This is a genomic window from Arthrobacter sp. E1SS-5, from assembly GCF_057073715.1.
Genome location: NZ_CP172703.1, coordinates 3,843,014 through 3,857,529, shown reverse-complemented (window position 1 = coordinate 3,857,529; position 14,516 = coordinate 3,843,014). Strand labels below are relative to the sequence as shown.

13 protein-coding genes are annotated in these 14,516 nt (G+C 65.3%); 7 read left to right on the top strand and 6 right to left on the bottom strand.

Features of this window, described 5'->3' with window-relative positions:
• Positions 1 to 6 precede the first annotated feature (6 nt).
• The gene (clpB, locus tag ACIGJD_RS18065; protein WP_483687378.1) at positions 7 to 2,649 is read left to right on the top strand and encodes an ATP-dependent chaperone ClpB; all 2,643 of its coding nucleotides are present in this window, start codon (positions 7 to 9) and stop codon (positions 2,647 to 2,649) included.
• 43 nt (positions 2,650 to 2,692) lie between these two features.
• Here clpB and ACIGJD_RS18060 read toward each other — a convergent pair whose 3' ends face one another.
• Positions 2,693 to 3,373 (bottom strand): septum formation family protein, encoded by a 681-nt coding sequence (locus tag ACIGJD_RS18060; protein ID WP_483687377.1) that lies wholly within the window; start codon positions 3,371 to 3,373, stop codon positions 2,693 to 2,695.
• 271 nt (positions 3,374 to 3,644) lie between these two features.
• On the opposite strand from ACIGJD_RS18060, the gene ACIGJD_RS18055 reads away from it, so the two are divergent.
• On the top strand, positions 3,645 to 3,878 hold the full coding sequence (locus ACIGJD_RS18055) for a DUF3073 domain-containing protein (RefSeq protein ID WP_142135039.1): 234 nt from the start codon (positions 3,645 to 3,647) through the stop codon (positions 3,876 to 3,878).
• Positions 3,879 to 4,016: 138 nt separating this feature from the next.
• Here the strand turns inward: ACIGJD_RS18055 and ACIGJD_RS18050 are convergent, their stop codons facing one another.
• Complete coding sequence (locus ACIGJD_RS18050; protein WP_483687376.1) at positions 4,017 to 4,817, bottom strand: alpha/beta fold hydrolase; 801 nt, start codon at positions 4,815 to 4,817, stop codon at positions 4,017 to 4,019.
• A gap of 129 nt (positions 4,818 to 4,946) precedes the next feature.
• Here ACIGJD_RS18050 and ACIGJD_RS18045 point away from each other — a divergent pair, with 129 nt between their 5' ends.
• Positions 4,947 to 5,720, top strand: a complete 774-nt coding sequence (locus tag ACIGJD_RS18045) for a VOC family protein (RefSeq protein WP_483687375.1) — start codon at positions 4,947 to 4,949, stop codon at positions 5,718 to 5,720.
• Positions 5,721 to 5,792: 72 nt separating this feature from the next.
• On the opposite strand, the gene purM is transcribed toward ACIGJD_RS18045, so the two are convergent.
• From purM to ACIGJD_RS18030, 3 genes are read right to left on the bottom strand one after another with little or no spacing between them, the layout of a single operon-like run.
• Positions 5,793 to 6,938, bottom strand: coding sequence for a phosphoribosylformylglycinamidine cyclo-ligase (gene purM, locus ACIGJD_RS18040; RefSeq protein ID WP_483687374.1), 1,146 nt, complete (start codon positions 6,936 to 6,938; stop codon positions 5,793 to 5,795).
• Positions 6,935 to 8,605, bottom strand: a complete 1,671-nt coding sequence (gene purF, locus ACIGJD_RS18035) for an amidophosphoribosyltransferase (RefSeq protein ID WP_142132445.1) — start codon at positions 8,603 to 8,605, stop codon at positions 6,935 to 6,937. Before purF ends, purM begins: the two co-directional genes overlap by 4 nt.
• A gap of 57 nt (positions 8,606 to 8,662) precedes the next feature.
• Complete coding sequence (locus ACIGJD_RS18030) at positions 8,663 to 8,977, bottom strand: hypothetical protein (RefSeq protein ID WP_286399688.1); 315 nt, start codon at positions 8,975 to 8,977, stop codon at positions 8,663 to 8,665.
• Between the two features lie 314 nt (positions 8,978 to 9,291).
• On the opposite strand from ACIGJD_RS18030, the gene ACIGJD_RS18025 reads away from it, so the two are divergent.
• Positions 9,292 to 10,392: an S-(hydroxymethyl)mycothiol dehydrogenase gene (locus ACIGJD_RS18025; protein WP_483687373.1), complete on the top strand. Its 1,101-nt coding sequence runs from the start codon at positions 9,292 to 9,294 to the stop codon at positions 10,390 to 10,392.
• The gene (locus ACIGJD_RS18020) at positions 10,392 to 11,012 is read left to right on the top strand and encodes an MBL fold metallo-hydrolase (RefSeq protein ID WP_483687372.1); all 621 of its coding nucleotides are present in this window, start codon (positions 10,392 to 10,394) and stop codon (positions 11,010 to 11,012) included. Before ACIGJD_RS18025 ends, ACIGJD_RS18020 begins: the two co-directional genes overlap by 1 nt.
• A 98-nt stretch (positions 11,013 to 11,110) precedes the next feature.
• Here the strand turns inward: ACIGJD_RS18020 and ACIGJD_RS18015 are convergent, their stop codons facing one another.
• Positions 11,111 to 11,329 (bottom strand): hypothetical protein, encoded by a 219-nt coding sequence (locus ACIGJD_RS18015; RefSeq protein WP_483687371.1) that lies wholly within the window; start codon positions 11,327 to 11,329, stop codon positions 11,111 to 11,113.
• A 364-nt stretch (positions 11,330 to 11,693) separates the two neighbouring features.
• Here ACIGJD_RS18015 and ACIGJD_RS18010 point away from each other — a divergent pair, with 364 nt between their 5' ends.
• Together ACIGJD_RS18010 and ACIGJD_RS18005 are read left to right on the top strand one after the other, a co-directional pair.
• On the top strand, positions 11,694 to 12,998 hold the full coding sequence (locus tag ACIGJD_RS18010) for an aromatic ring-hydroxylating oxygenase subunit alpha (RefSeq protein WP_483687370.1): 1,305 nt from the start codon (positions 11,694 to 11,696) through the stop codon (positions 12,996 to 12,998).
• The gene (locus tag ACIGJD_RS18005; protein WP_483687369.1) at positions 12,995 to 14,398 is read left to right on the top strand and encodes a ferredoxin reductase; all 1,404 of its coding nucleotides are present in this window, start codon (positions 12,995 to 12,997) and stop codon (positions 14,396 to 14,398) included. Before ACIGJD_RS18010 ends, ACIGJD_RS18005 begins: the two co-directional genes overlap by 4 nt.
• Positions 14,399 to 14,516 lie beyond the last annotated feature (118 nt).

The following is a 14,516-nucleotide window of genomic DNA, read 5'->3' as shown; positions in this document are numbered from 1 at the left end:
CTCTCTTTGGACGTCAAATTCACCACCAAGAGCCAGGAGGCTCTTTCCGCCGCGGCAATGAACGCCTCGACGGCCGGCAACCCTCAGGTGGAACCGGCCCACCTCCTCAAAGCCCTGATGGACCAGCGGGAGGGTGTGGCCGTCGCGCTGCTCCGCGCCACCGGAGCCGACCCCGACGCCGTCAGCGTCCAGGCCAGCAGCGCTATTAAGGCCCTGCCCGCCACGTCCGGCGGCTCCAGCCAGCAGGCGCAGCTGTCCCGGCCCGCGCTGCAGGCCATCCAGCAGGCCAAGGAGGAAGCTGACAGGCTTGGCGACAGCTTTGTGTCCACCGAGGTGCTCCTGGTGGGCCTGTCTGGCGGCAATGATGCCGCTGCCCGCCTGCTGCGCGACGCCGGCGCTTCCCGCGAAGCCCTGCTCGCCGCGCTGCCCGGTATTCGCAATGACCGCAAGGTGGACAGTCCGGACCCGGAGAACACCTTCCAGGCGCTTGAGAAGTACGGCGCGGACCTCACTGCGATGGCACGCGCGGGCAAGCTGGACCCCGTGATCGGCCGCGACTCAGAGATCCGGCGCGTGGTCCAGGTCCTGTCCCGGCGCACCAAGAACAACCCGGTGCTCATCGGCGAACCCGGTGTGGGCAAGACCGCCGTGGTGGAAGGCCTGGCGCAGCGGATGGTGGCAGGCGACGTCCCGGAAAGCCTGCGGGGCAAGACCCTGATCTCCCTTGATCTGGGTTCCATGGTTGCCGGCGCCAAGTACCGTGGCGAGTTTGAAGAACGGCTGAAGGCGGTCCTCGAGGAAATCAAGGGCTCCGATGGCCAGATCGTCACCTTCATTGACGAGATCCACACCGTGGTGGGGGCAGGTGCCACCGGCGACTCCTCCATGGACGCCGGCAACATGCTCAAGCCTATGCTGGCCCGCGGCGAGCTGCGGCTTATCGGTGCCACCACCCTTGACGAGTACCGCGAGAACATCGAGAAGGACGCCGCCCTGGAACGCCGCTTCCAGCAGGTGTATGTGGGCGAGCCCAGCGTGGAGGACACCATCGGCATCCTCCGCGGCCTGAAGGAGCGCTACGAGGCACACCACAAGGTGTCCATCGCCGACTCCGCCCTCGTAGCGGCGGCCACGCTCTCCAACCGCTACATCTCCGGCCGCCAGCTGCCGGACAAGGCCATCGACCTGGTGGATGAGGCGGCCTCGCGACTCCGCATGGAGATCGACTCCGCCCCGGAGGAGATCGACCAGCTCCGCCGCCAGGTGGACCGCCTCACCATGGAGGAACTGGCGTTGAGCGGGGAGTCGGATCCGGCGTCCATTGAACGGCTGGCCGCCCTCCGCGCGGACAAGGCGGACAAGGAAGAGGAACTTTCCGCGCTGAATGCCCGGTGGGAAGCCGAGAAAGCCGGCCTCAACCGGGTGGGCGACCTGAAAGCGAAGCTGGATGAGCTGCGCTCTGCCGCCGACAAGGCCCAGCGCGAAGGCGACCTCGAAACGGCATCGCGCGTGCTTTACGGCGAAATTCCCGCTTTGGAGCGCGAGCTGAATGCCGCTGCCGAGGCCGAGGCCGCCGTGACGGATAAGCCGGCGCAAATGGTGGCGGAGGAAGTGACCGCTGAAGATATCGCTGAGGTCATCTCGGCCTGGACGGGCATCCCCGCCGGCCGAATGCTGCAGGGCGAAAGCCAGAAACTGCTGCACATGGAGGAGGAGCTGGGCCAGCGCCTGATCGGCCAGACCAAGGCTGTACAAGCCGTGTCCGACGCCGTCCGCCGCGCGCGGGCGGGCATCAGCGACCCCAACCGCCCCACCGGCTCGTTCCTGTTCCTGGGCCCCACCGGCGTAGGCAAGACCGAACTGGCCAAGGCCCTGGCTGACTTCCTGTTCGACGACGAGCGCGCCATGGTGCGCATCGACATGTCCGAGTACAGCGAGAAGCACAGCGTTGCCCGCCTGGTCGGCGCCCCTCCGGGATACGTGGGCTACGAGGAAGGCGGCCAGCTCACCGAGGCCGTCCGCCGCCGCCCGTACTCCGTGGTGCTGCTGGATGAGGTGGAGAAGGCGCACCCCGAGGTGTTCGACATCCTCCTGCAGGTTCTCGACGACGGCCGCCTCACCGACGGGCAGGGCCGTACCGTGGACTTCCGCAACGTGATCCTGGTGCTGACCTCCAACCTGGGCAGCCAGTTCCTGGTGGACCAGAGCCTGGACCCCGAGGCCAAGCGCAACGCCGTTATGGCCACGGTTAACGCGTCCTTCAAGCCGGAGTTCCTGAACCGGCTCGACGAGGTGGTGCTCTTTGACGCCCTCACGGTGGAGGAACTGGCGCACATCGTGGAGCTGCACGTGGCGGAACTGGGGCGGCGGCTGCACGAGCGGCGCCTTACCCTCGACGTTACGGACGGCGCCAAGGCCTGGCTGGCGCTGTCCGGTTACGATCCCGCCTACGGTGCCCGGCCACTGCGCCGCCTGGTGCAGCGCGAGATCGGCGACCGGCTGGCCAAGGCGATCCTGGCCGGCGAGATCAGCGACGGCGATACGGTCCTGGTGGATACCGCGCCCGACTTCGGTGAACTCACCGAATCCAGCGTCGACACGCTGACCGGTGCCCCGAGCTCAGGGCTGTCGGTGCGGCGGAAGGACTAGCCGCGGGCGAAGGTGGAGGTGTGCTGCCCTGTCAGGACGAGTGTCAGGGCAGCACACTTGCGTTAATCACGTTGCCGCCGTCAGCCGCGACATAGCAGTCCACCCGCCGGTCGCCTGAGCCCCAGCTGGTACTGCTGGGGTAGCTGCGCTGGTAGTTGAGCGGGAACTGTTTTGCCGCCGGGCTGAGCTTTGCCGCCTGGCAAACCTCCAGCGCCTTGGCTTTGAGCGGGTCCGCGCCAGGGTAGTCACCGTCGTCCGGGTAGCGGAGGGTGGCTACCAGCTGCGCCGAATGGGGCGTATCGCATGGCACCACCGTGGACGTCAGCGCCTGGGGGTCGAAGTCCTTGAAGCAATCACCGACGGCGTACGCTGCCGGCGCCACGCCTTCCCGGGGGAGGGGCTGGGGGCTGGCGGGCGGAGTGACGGCAGTCTGCAGCACGCCCGGCGCAGCAGCTTTCGGTGCCGGGGTGCCCGGCGAGGTGTTCAGCCACACGCCAAGCCACACCAGCGAGCCCGCCACGGCCAGGATCACGACGACGAAAAACGCCTTCCAAAGTGCGGGCCGCCTGTTGGTGGGCCTCTCCGGCGTGGGCTCGTGGCGCGGCTGGGACCACGTGACGGATTCCGGGGCGGGGGCCGACGTACCGTTCCCGCCGGGGATTTTCGGCAGGTTTCCGGTGCGTGGCGGCGAGGAGGGTTTTGGCGGAAGGTCCTGCTGGTTCACGGGTGCGCATCCTCCTGGTTTCGGTTCCGCGGCTCGCCGACGGCCGGATAAAATCGGCAGTTCTTAAGCGACTCTACCGAAGAAAAATGCCGGAATCCCGCGGGCGGGAGTGCGTCATGGTACCCCACGCACCTGTCCGGGCCTCCCGGCGGCGAGCGGGGCCCGCCGAAAGCATGTAATCTAGGTGTACGACAAATTGACCAAACATTCCGGGGCCTCACCGATCGCCAAGGTGACCACCTCCGGTCCAAGTACAAAAGGGGGTCACGCCATGGGGCGCGGCCGTCAAAAGGCAAAAGCTACCAAGCAGGCTCGGGACATCAAGTACTACTCCCCGAACACTGACTACTCGGCACTGCAGCGTGAGCTGACGGGCCCTGCCAGTCGTTCAACGAGCCGATATTCGAATGAGCCGGTTGAACCGGATTATTCGGCTTATGTGGACAAGTACGCGGATGATTTGGATGACGATGACGACGAGGTAGACCACCGTCGCATCGGCTAGATGTCGCTGGCCGTCGCTGCGCTAAAGCAGTTGGCACTCAGACGCGCTAATCTTCGCCACGCTGCTTTCCGTGCAGCACCCCTAAGTCCTGACCTCGCTCAAGAGGCCCGTTGGGGCATGCCTGTGTCCGGCACTACCTCAACGGGCCCTTTTGTCGTTCCTACCTGGGATGCGTGCCCGCCTGACAGGCATCAGGGTATGGGGAGGGCCGTCCTCTTCCAGGAACGGAAGGATGAGGCCGGCGAGCGTGGCAGGGCGTTCCATCGGCAAACCATGTGATGTGCCTGGAACCACTGCCAGCTGTCCGTTGGGCAGCGCCTCAAACAACGAAACAGCGTGGGGCAGGGTAACAATGTCATCGTCCCCGACAGCCACAAGCACCGGCTGTCGGATCCGCGAGATCTGGGATGTTTCAAGTGACGGCTCGCTGGTGATCAACTGCATGGCTTTGCGGGCTACTTCTCCAAAGTGCCCTGGTCCATCAGGAGAACGCTCGGCATAGGCCCGGGCAAGCTCTTGGAACACCGGCGCATCAGGGTCCATTTCCACTTGCTGAACGCCGTGCACGTCGTAGTTCGCGCTGATGATGACCATCTTGTTTACAAGGTCTGGTTTCGCGAGAGCCACCAGGAGGGCGACAATGCCGCCGTCGCTCCAGCCAACCAAGTGCGCGGGCCCACCGACGACTGTTTCGAGGACGCTGATCGCCTCTCTGGCCATATCGTCGTAGTGGAAGTCTGCATCAGTATCCGCCGTATAACCGTGTCCACGGCGGTCGTAGGCGATGACGCGGTAGTGGTTCGACAGCGCAGCCCCGAGTGTGTCGAGGAGGGCATCACTGTTGCTGAGCCCACCGTGTAGCAGGAGCAGTGGAAATCCCGCACCGCCCCGGTCTTCCACCCACGTCGAATGCCCGTCAATGTCGAGGAAGCGGGCCATCTTCGTTCACTCCCATTCCGGATCGACCGCTGCTGACGTGCCGCCGTGCTGCGTATCCAGCGGATCTGTCCGGGCTATTTTCCCCCGCCCAACCTTGTGGCTCAAGGGGGTCCGTGTACCGTTGGTCCCATGCCAAAAGTTGAGGGATACCGTCACGGCGAGCCCTGCTGGGCGGATCTGCAGACCCCCGATGTTGCCGCCGCCAAAGACTTCTACGGCCGGATCTTCGGCTGGACCTACCAGGACTTTCCCACTCCGGACGGCCGCAGTTTCGCCCAGGCTTTCGTCGGCGGCGAGCTGGTATCCACGATCGCGCCGCAAAGCCCCCTGCAACTGGAGGCAGGCACTGCCGCCAAGTGGAACATCTATTTCTCCGCCAAGGACGCCGCGGACGTGTTGGAAGAAGCGCGCCACGCCGGAGGTACTGCCCTGTTCGGCCCGGAGAGCGTAGGCGATACGGGAGTACTTGGCTTCCTGGCCCCTCCCGGTGGCGGAACCACGGGCATCTGGCAGCCCGGAACGCACTACGGAAGCCACGTGTTCAACCAGCCCGGTGCGCTGGCGTGGGCTGAACTGTTCACGCCAGAGACGCCTGCCGCCGTCGGTTTCTTCCAGCAGCTGTTCGGGCACGAGGTCACCGAGTACCCCCAGGACGACGGCGGCAGCTACAGCACGCTGCTCATCGACGGCACCGAGGTGGCCGGCGTCGTTCCTGCCGACGAAGGCGAGCAGGCCGACTGGCAGGTCTACTTTGGCGTGGCGGACGTTGCCGGGGCGGCAGCGGAGGCCCAAGCCGCAGGCGGGGAAGTCATCGTGGAGCCGGACGAATACCCTGTGGACGGCTCATTGGCCACCATCAGGGACCCGCAAGGCGGAGTGCTCAACCTGATCCAGGTCCCTTAAATGCATCGAGTGCTGAGTATTTGTCGTTCCCAGGCGTGAAAACGACAAATACTCAGCACTCGATAAAGGGTTTTAGGCGTACGCGTTGACCAGGCGGACCGCGCCGCCGTCCACGCCCTTGGCGCCCTGCACGTAGTCGGGGCCGGACTTGTCGATCGAGTCGGAGTCCGCGGTGACGGTGCCCATGATCCAGGACGGCAGTCCACGTTCGTTGAGGCGGGCCACGGCGGCATCCGCCGCTTCCGGGGAAACGATGGCCACCATGCCCACACCGAGGTTCAGCGTGCGCTCCAGGTCGGCCAGCGGGACGTTGCCCAGCTCGGACACCAGCTTGAAGATGGCCGGCAATTCCCAGGTGGCGCGGTCAACGGTGGCCACCAGGCCCTGCGGCAGGACGCGGGCCAGGTTGGCGGCCAGGCCTCCGCCGGTCACGTGGCTGAAGCCGTGGACGGCTGCGCCGGCGCTGACGGGGAAGGTGCGGGCCAGGTCCAGGCAATCGGCGGCGTAGACGCGGGTGGGTTCCAGGAGTTCCTCACCCAGGGTGCGGCCCAGCTCGGAGACCTGGCGGTCCAGGGCCCAGCCGGCGTGGTTGATGACGCGGCGGACCAGGGAGTAGCCGTTGGAGTGCAGACCGGATGAGGCCATGCCAATCACCACATCGCCGGCGCGGACGCGGTCCGGGCCCAGCAGCGCATCGGCTTCCACCACGCCGGTGGCGGCACCGGCAACATCGTATTCGTGCTCGCCCAGCAGGCCGGGGTGCTCGGCGGTCTCGCCGCCCACCAGCGCTGTACCGGCCACGGAGCAGGCGGAGGCGATGCCGCGGACGATGCCCGCGATGCGCTCGGGGACAACCTTGCCGCAGGCGATGTAGTCGGTCATGTAGAGCGGTTCAGCACCCACCACAACGATGTCGTCCACCACCATGCCCACCAGGTCGAAGCCGATGGTGTCGTGGATATCCATCGCCTGCGCGATGGCCACCTTGGTGCCCACGCCGTCGGTGGAGGTTGCCAGCAGCGGCTTCTTGTAGGTCAGCAGCCTGGAGACGTCGTAGAGGCCGGCGAAGCCGCCCACCCCGCCGATCACCGAGGAGTTGTGGGTTGCCTTCACGGCATCCTTCATGAGCTCGACGGCGCGGTCCCCGGCTTCAACGTCCACGCCGGCGGAGGCGTAGGTGATGCCGGAGTTTTCTGCGGCGGGGCTGGCGGAGGTCATACGGAATCCTTCTTGTCGGCGCTGGTGGCGGCGTGTACGTCGGGCACGAGGTCGGCTTCGGTCAGCAGGTTCTCGAATTCGGAGTCCGGGCCCGGGTCGCAGCCGGTGGCGCCGGACTTCTCCGCGGGATCCTCCGTGGCGTCCACGGCCAGGGCTGCGGTTTCACCGGGAAGGGCGGAAGGGGAAGGCTTCAGGCCGCCCAAGTCCGTCCGCTCCAGCAGGTTCTTGCCCAGCTTGTCCGCATCCGGAAGCTTGATGGGGTACTTGCCGGTGAAGCAGGCGGTGCAGAGACGTTCGCGCGGTTGCCGGGTAGCGCCGATCATGCCGTCTTCGGAGATGTACGCCAGGGAGTCAGCTCCGATGGCCTGGGAGATCTCTTCGATGGTGGCGCCATTGGCGATCAGCTCGGCGCGGGAGGCGAAGTCGATGCCGTAGAAGCAGGGCCACTGCACCGGCGGGGAGGAGATTTTCACGTGCACCGCGGCGGCGCCGGCCTCCCGGAGCATCCGCACGATGGCCCGCTGGGTGTTGCCGCGGACGATCGAGTCATCCACCACCACAACCCGCTTGCCGCGGATCACGGATTCGAGGGCGTTGAGCTTGAGCCGGATTCCCAGCTGGCGCAAAGTCTGCGAGGGCTGGATGAAGGTGCGGCCAACGTAGGAGTTCTTGACGAAGCCGTGGGCGAAGGGGATGCCGGATTCCTCGGCGTAGCCGACGGCTGCCGGAGTACCGGATTCCGGAACGGGGATGACGATGTCGGCCTCGTGGGTGTTTTCCCTGGCCAACTGGCGGCCCATCTCCACACGGGACTCATAGACGGAACGGCCGGCGATGGCGGCGTCCGGGCGGGCAAGGTAGACGTATTCGAAAACGCAGCCTGCCGGCGTCGGCTCCGCGAAGCGCCGGGAACGCACGCCTTCCTCGTCGATGGCGATGAACTCGCCCGGCTCGATCTCGCGAATGAAGCTTGCGCCCACGGTGGCCAGGGCGGACTGCTCGGAGGCGACCACCCAGCCGCGCTCCAGGCGGCCCAGGACCAGCGGGCGGATGCCGTAGGTATCACGGGCGGCGTAGAGGGTTCCTTCATCCATGAAGACAAAGCAGAAGCCGCCCTTGATCTTGGGAAGGAGCTCGAGGGCGGTGTCTTCGAGGGTCTTGCCCGGTTCACCCTCGAGGAGCGCGGTAACCAGCGCGGTGTCCGAGGTGTTGCCCTGTTTCATTTCGCCGGTGAGCTGCCCGCCATGGCGCTCGGTAATCATGGCGTTGAGTTCCACCGTGTTGGTCAGGTTGCCGTTATGCGCCAGGGCAACCGTCCCCGTGGCAGTGGCGCCCAGGGTGGGCTGGGCGTTGGCCCAGTGGCTGGCGCCGGTGGTGGAGTACCGGCAGTGGCCCACGGCCAGGTGTCCGGTCAGTGTGTTCAGGGTGGTCTCGTCGAAGACCTGGGAGACGAGGCCCATGTCCTTGTAGACGTTGATCCGGTTGCCGTCGCTGGTCGCTATGCCAGCCGACTCCTGACCGCGGTGCTGCAGTGCGTACAGCCCGTAATAGGTAAGTTTTGCTACTTCCTCACCCGGTGCCCAGACGCCGAAGACGCCGCAAGCGTCCTGGGGGCCTTTTTCGCCGGGGAGAAGATCATGGGAAAGTTTTCCGTCGCCGCGTGCCACTGATCGATTATCGCACGATATGGGGTATGTCTTTTCCGGCTGCCGGTTTGTGACCTGCTAGCCCTGCGGATCGGTGTCGGGCTCCGAATCCGGAACAGCCTCCACCACGGCCCGCTGCTGCCGCTTCACGCTTCGACGGTCAAGGACCAGCGCCAGGCCCGCGCCGAGGATGGCGCCAATGGCAGCGAACATGATCAGGAAGAAACCGAAGACGGACCCGGGGTCGAACGAGGCATCGCCCGGAACCGCATAAGCCACCACTGCGGCAGCGACAATTCCCACCACGGCACCCAGGATCAGGAAAGGAACGTACTTGGGTGCCCGGCGGACAGTTACTTCGCGCCGCTCGGCAGGGGTTTCTTCAAAAGCCATGACATCCAGCCTACTGCCGGAGTTTTGGGGCACATAACGGGAGGTCGAGCCGCGGAATGCGGCGTTTCGTGCGCGCACATTTCGCGGAAAAAGGATCTGCACAGCTGGCCTTCAACTGATATATCTATTGACACAAGGTGTGGCCGCTGTCATATTTTCCTGCAGGCGTATTGTGCGTCGTGTTGCGTACTACGCAATTGCTCTCGTGATCCGTGCGGCCACGGCAATGCTCCCGGGGCATGGCATGTCAGCTAGATTGGCACTTGGTGCCGACTCACCGGATCCAGCCGGATCCAGGAAAGGAACACAAGACCATGGTCCACAAAGTCCAAGCAGTTGTGGTTAAGGAAAAGAACGCTCCGGTGTCGCTGGAGACTATCCTGGTGCCGGATCCGGGACCGGGGGAGGCGTTGGTGGACATCCTGACCTGCGGTGTGTGCCACACGGACCTGCATTACAAGCAGGGCGGCATCGGGGAGGACTTCCCGTACCTGCTGGGCCACGAAGCCACCGGTGTGGTCAGCGCTGTTGGCCCGGACGTCACGTCCGTGGCCCCGGGTGACAGGGTCATCCTGAACTGGCGTGCTGTGTGCGGTGAGTGCCGTGCCTGTGCCAAGGGCCAGCCGCAGTACTGCTTTAACACGCATAACGCCACCCAGAAGATGACCCTGGAGGACGGCACGGTCCTGTCCCCGGCGCTGGGTATCGGCGCCTTCGCTGAGAAGACCCTGGTGGCCGCCGGGCAGTGCACCAAGGTGGACCCTGAGGCGGACGCTGCTGCCGTTGGGCTGCTGGGCTGCGGCATCATGGCCGGCATCGGTGCCGCGATCAACACCGGCGAGGTCAAGCGCGGCGAGTCTGTGGCAGTGATCGGCTGCGGTGGCGTGGGCATCGCGGCGATCGCCGGCGCAAGGCTGGCGGGGGCGACGACGATCATCGCCGTGGACATCGACGACAACAAGATCGAAATGGCCAAGTCCCTGGGCGCCACCCATGGCGTGAACTCCAAGCAGGAGGACGCGGTGGAAGCCATCCGTTCCCTCACCGGAGGCTTTGGCGCGGACGTGGTGATTGACGCCGTCGGCCGTCCCGAAACGTACAAGCAGGCCTTCTACGCCCGCGACCTCGCCGGCCGCGTGGTCCTGGTCGGTGTGCCGACGCCGGAGATGAAGCTGGAACTGCCGCTGCTGGATGTCTTTGGCCGGGGCGGATCGCTGAAGTCCTCCTGGTACGGCGACTGCCTGCCGTCCCGTGACTTCCCCATGCTGGTGTCCCACTACAAGCAGGGCAACCTTGACCTGGACGCCTTCGTCTCCGAACGCATCACCATCGACCAGGTGGAGGAAGCCTTCGGCAAGATGCACGAGGGCAAGGTCCTGCGTTCTGTTGTAGAAGTCAGCCCGGTGGAGATCTGATGGCTGTCACGATCGAGAACCTGGTCACCTCGGGCACGTTCTCGCTCGACGGCGGCACCTGGGACGTGGACAACAACGTCTGGATCGTGGGCAACGACGAAGAATGCGTCATCATCGACGCCCCCCACGACGCCGCCGCGATCATCAACCAGGTCCGCAGCCGCAAGGTCAAGGCCATCCTGCTCACCCACGCACACAACGACCACATCGGCGCCGCCCGCGAAGTCGCCGACGCCCTGGGCGCCCCGATCCTCCTGAACCAGGAAGACCTGGTGCTGTGGGAGCAGGTCTACCCGGACGCCAAGCCGGACCGCTACCACGCCGACGGGGACGTCTTCGAGGTGGGCGGGGCAACCCTGCGGGCCATCCATACGCCGGGCCACTCGCCGGGATCCACCTGCTTCTACCTGGAGAGCGAAGGCACGGTCTTCACCGGGGACACATTGTTCAACGGCGGCCCCGGCGCCACCGGCCGGTCCTACAGCGACTACCCCACCATCCTGAGCTCCATCCGCGAGCGGTTGCTGACACTGCCGGCTGAGACCGTAGTCCGCACCGGCCACGGTGACAACACCACCATCGCGGCGGAACAGGAAACACTGGCGAAGGTTCCGCAGTAGCAGGCGGAAAGCCGCCTGAAGGAAACGACGACGGCGACATCCGGCATTGTGCCGGATGTCGCCGTCGTTTTTGCTTGGGCAGTTAAGGGAGCTGGGGCCTACGCGGGGTTGTTGCCGTCAGGCCCGGCCTCCGGATCCAGGTCTTCGCCGTAGCCGCTGGCGGAGGCCAACCCGGACACCTGCTGCCCGGCATTGGTCTGGGCCGGCATGAATTGGTCCTTCTGCGGGTCCGGGGCTTCTCCTCCAGATTCAGGTGCCACGTCCTGCCGCAGATGCCCGTCTTCCGGAATGTTCTTGGATACCTCTTCATCAGCCATCCCACCAGCCAAGCACCCGGTGGGCAATAGCTGCAAGAGGCAGGCCCGGGTGAAAAGGGCAGCTTAATTCGAGGCTGCAGCGGACGGAAAAGAGCCTGGGAGCGCGGCTCGTCGGAGAGTGCATTCGGTGCTTTTTCGTCATATCCGAAATTCATTGACAGTGGGCGTGGCAAGAGTCACACTGTTGCATATGGTGATCGCTGTTGCGTTAGGTGCTTCCAGATTTTCTTCTGGAGTCATCGCTTCTGTTCCCGACTGACCTCCCCACACTCGGGAACAGGATGTCTTGAACACCCCCTGTTGCCCCGCCTGCTCCGTAATCACCCAAAATGCTCACAACCCAGCCCTATTCGGGAGGAAACACATGACTACCTCAGTGAACGCGCCGCTCAGCGCACGCGGAAAGCTCGCTTCAACATTGCCTGCCGAGCAGCTGGCTGAGATCACGGAGTTGTTCGCCCTGCGGCGCACCGGCTACTCCCTCGATGCCCCCTTCTATACCGATCCGACCATCTTCAAGCTCGACATGGAGGCCATCTTCGGCCAGCACTGGATCTTTGCCGGCAGCGTTGCCGAGCTTCCGGAGCCGGGCGACTACATCACGGTGGACTACGGCCCCTACTCCCTGATCGTGCTCCGCACCGATGAGGGCGAGGTCAACGTCCTGCACAACGTCTGCCGCCACCGCGGTGCACGTGTCCTGACCGAAGCTGCCGGTTCCACTGGAAACCTGGTCTGTGGCTACCACTCCTGGACCTACTCGCCCGAGGGCAACCTGATCCACGCCTCCGCCCCGGGCGAAGCCAAGTTCGACAAGAACTGCTTCGCGCTCAAGCGCGCCCACAGCCGCGAGGTCGCCGGGCTCATCTTCGTCTGCATCGCAGACGTTCCGCCCGCAGACTTCGATGAAACCGCCAGGATCTTCGAGCCCTACCTGGCACCCCACGACCTGTCCAAGACGAAGATTGCCTACCAGCAGAACATCATCGAAGAGGGCAACTGGAAGCTCGTCATGGAGAACAACCGTGAGTGCTACCACTGCGACGGGCACCCGGAACTCGCCTGCTCGCTGTTCCCCACCTGGGGCCTCACCGAGGGCCTGATCCCCACCCACCTCGAAGAGGTGTGGGACCGCAACAAGGAGGCCCAGTCCTCCCTCGAGGAGCGGTGCCGCCGCTACGGCCTGCCCTACGAGGTGGTTGAGGAACTCGATACCCGCATCGCCGGCATCCGCATTTCCCGCGAATCCCTGGACGGCGAGGGCGAGTCGTTCTCGGCCGACGGTCGCAGGCTCTCCAAGAAGCTGCTCGGCGACCTGCCGGACTTCCGCTTGGGCCGCTGCTCGATGCACCTGCAGCCCAACAGCTGGTTCCACTTCCTGGGCGACCACGTCATCACGTTCGGCGTCTTCCCTATCAACGAGCACCAGTCCCTGGTCCGCACCACCTGGCTGGTGGCCGACGACGCCGAGGAAGGCGTGGACTACGACCTCGACAAGCTGACCTACACCTGGAAGCAGACCAACATCCAGGACAAGGCATTCGTTGAGCTGTGCCAGCAGGGTGCCGCCAGCCCCGCCTACGAGCCCGGCCCCTACATGAAGAGCGAATACCAGGTGGAGGCCTTCATCAACTGGTACGTCCAGCGGGTGCAGGAGCACTTGGCATGATTGACGTTGCCCTGACTGAGACGCCTGTCCAGGAACCGCAGCGCATCCGCGGCCTCGAAATGCCGTGGAACCGGGTCATGGGCAGCATCGAAGGACCCGCCAGCGCAGCCAAGGCACTGGGCCCGTGGCATCCGCAGGAATTCATGGCCGAATGCGTCGAGACCATCCCCGAGGCGGGCGGCATGATGACGTTCGTGTTCCGCCGCACCGACGGTGCGCCTCTCGCGTTCCGTGCCGGGCAGTACGTCAACATCGCCTTCCCCGTGAACGGCGAGGACCAGGAGCCCGTGGACCGCAGCTACTCGCTGTCCAGTTCGCCCACGGAGCCGTGGACCTTCAGCGTCACCGTCAAGAAGGACGCCGGCGGACTGGTTTCCCCCTGGGTGCACCAGAATGTCAGGCCCGGCACCGTCCTGGACATGCTGGGACCTGTCGGGGCATTCCACCTGCCTGATGCCGACCGGCGCGCCCGGTACCTGTTCCTGGCCGCCGGCGCAGGCATCACCCCCATCATGTCGATGCTGCGGACCATCCACTCCCTGCCGGGAACCGCCGACGTGGTGGTGCTCTACCACGGCGCGGAAGCCGGCGGCTTCGCCTTCCACCGGGAACTGGCCTACATCGCTTCCGTGGACTCGCGCATCAAGGTCTCCTACGCCCTGGGCGACCGCGGCCGGCCGGAGGACTGGGAAGGCTTCAGCGGGCGGCTGACCTCAGCCATGATCGACGAAGTGGCGCCGGATGCCAACGGTCGGCAGGTGTACGCCTGCGGACCCGAGGGCTACCTGAACACCGCCACCGAACTGCTCAAGAAGGTGGGCGTCGACGACACGTCCATCTACATGGAGTTCTTCTCCGGCGACCGGCAGACCCTCCTCGAATACCAGGCCGAGCTCGCCCTGGCGGCGGACATCGCCGAGGAGATCGCAGAGGAAATCGCGGAGTCCGCGGAGGACTACTTCGAAGGCCAGCCGGCAGCGTTCGGGATCTACGAGCCCGGCTACGACGATGACGGAACCCTTCAGGCCACGGGACTGGCGCTGGAAGCCGCCACCCCGGAAGCCGCCTCCGGCGCCCCGGCTGCGGCCCCGGAGGCGCAGACCCCGGAAGCCTCCAGCTTCGACACCGTTGGAACCGGCAGCCTCACCCTGTCCTTCATGCGCACCGGGATCAACGTTCGGATCGACCCTGAGGAGCACATTCTTGAGGTGGCCCAGCGCGCCGGTGTCCGGATCGGTGCCAACTGCAAGGAAGGCATGTGTGGCTCCTGCAAGGTGGTCAAGCTGTCCGGGGAGATCGACATGAACCACCAGGGCGGAATCCGCAAACGGGAAATCGATGCCGGCAAGTTCCTTCCCTGCTGCTCCACGGCGCGCACCGACATGGTGATCGATGCCTAGCCCCTGAAGCGGCGGGTGCCCTGCGCACCCCCAAAGATTCACCGCAAGTGAAAAGCAAGACCGCACGGAAGGCCTGAGGCATTTAGCGTCAGGCCTTCCGTGGCAATCGAACGCCAAC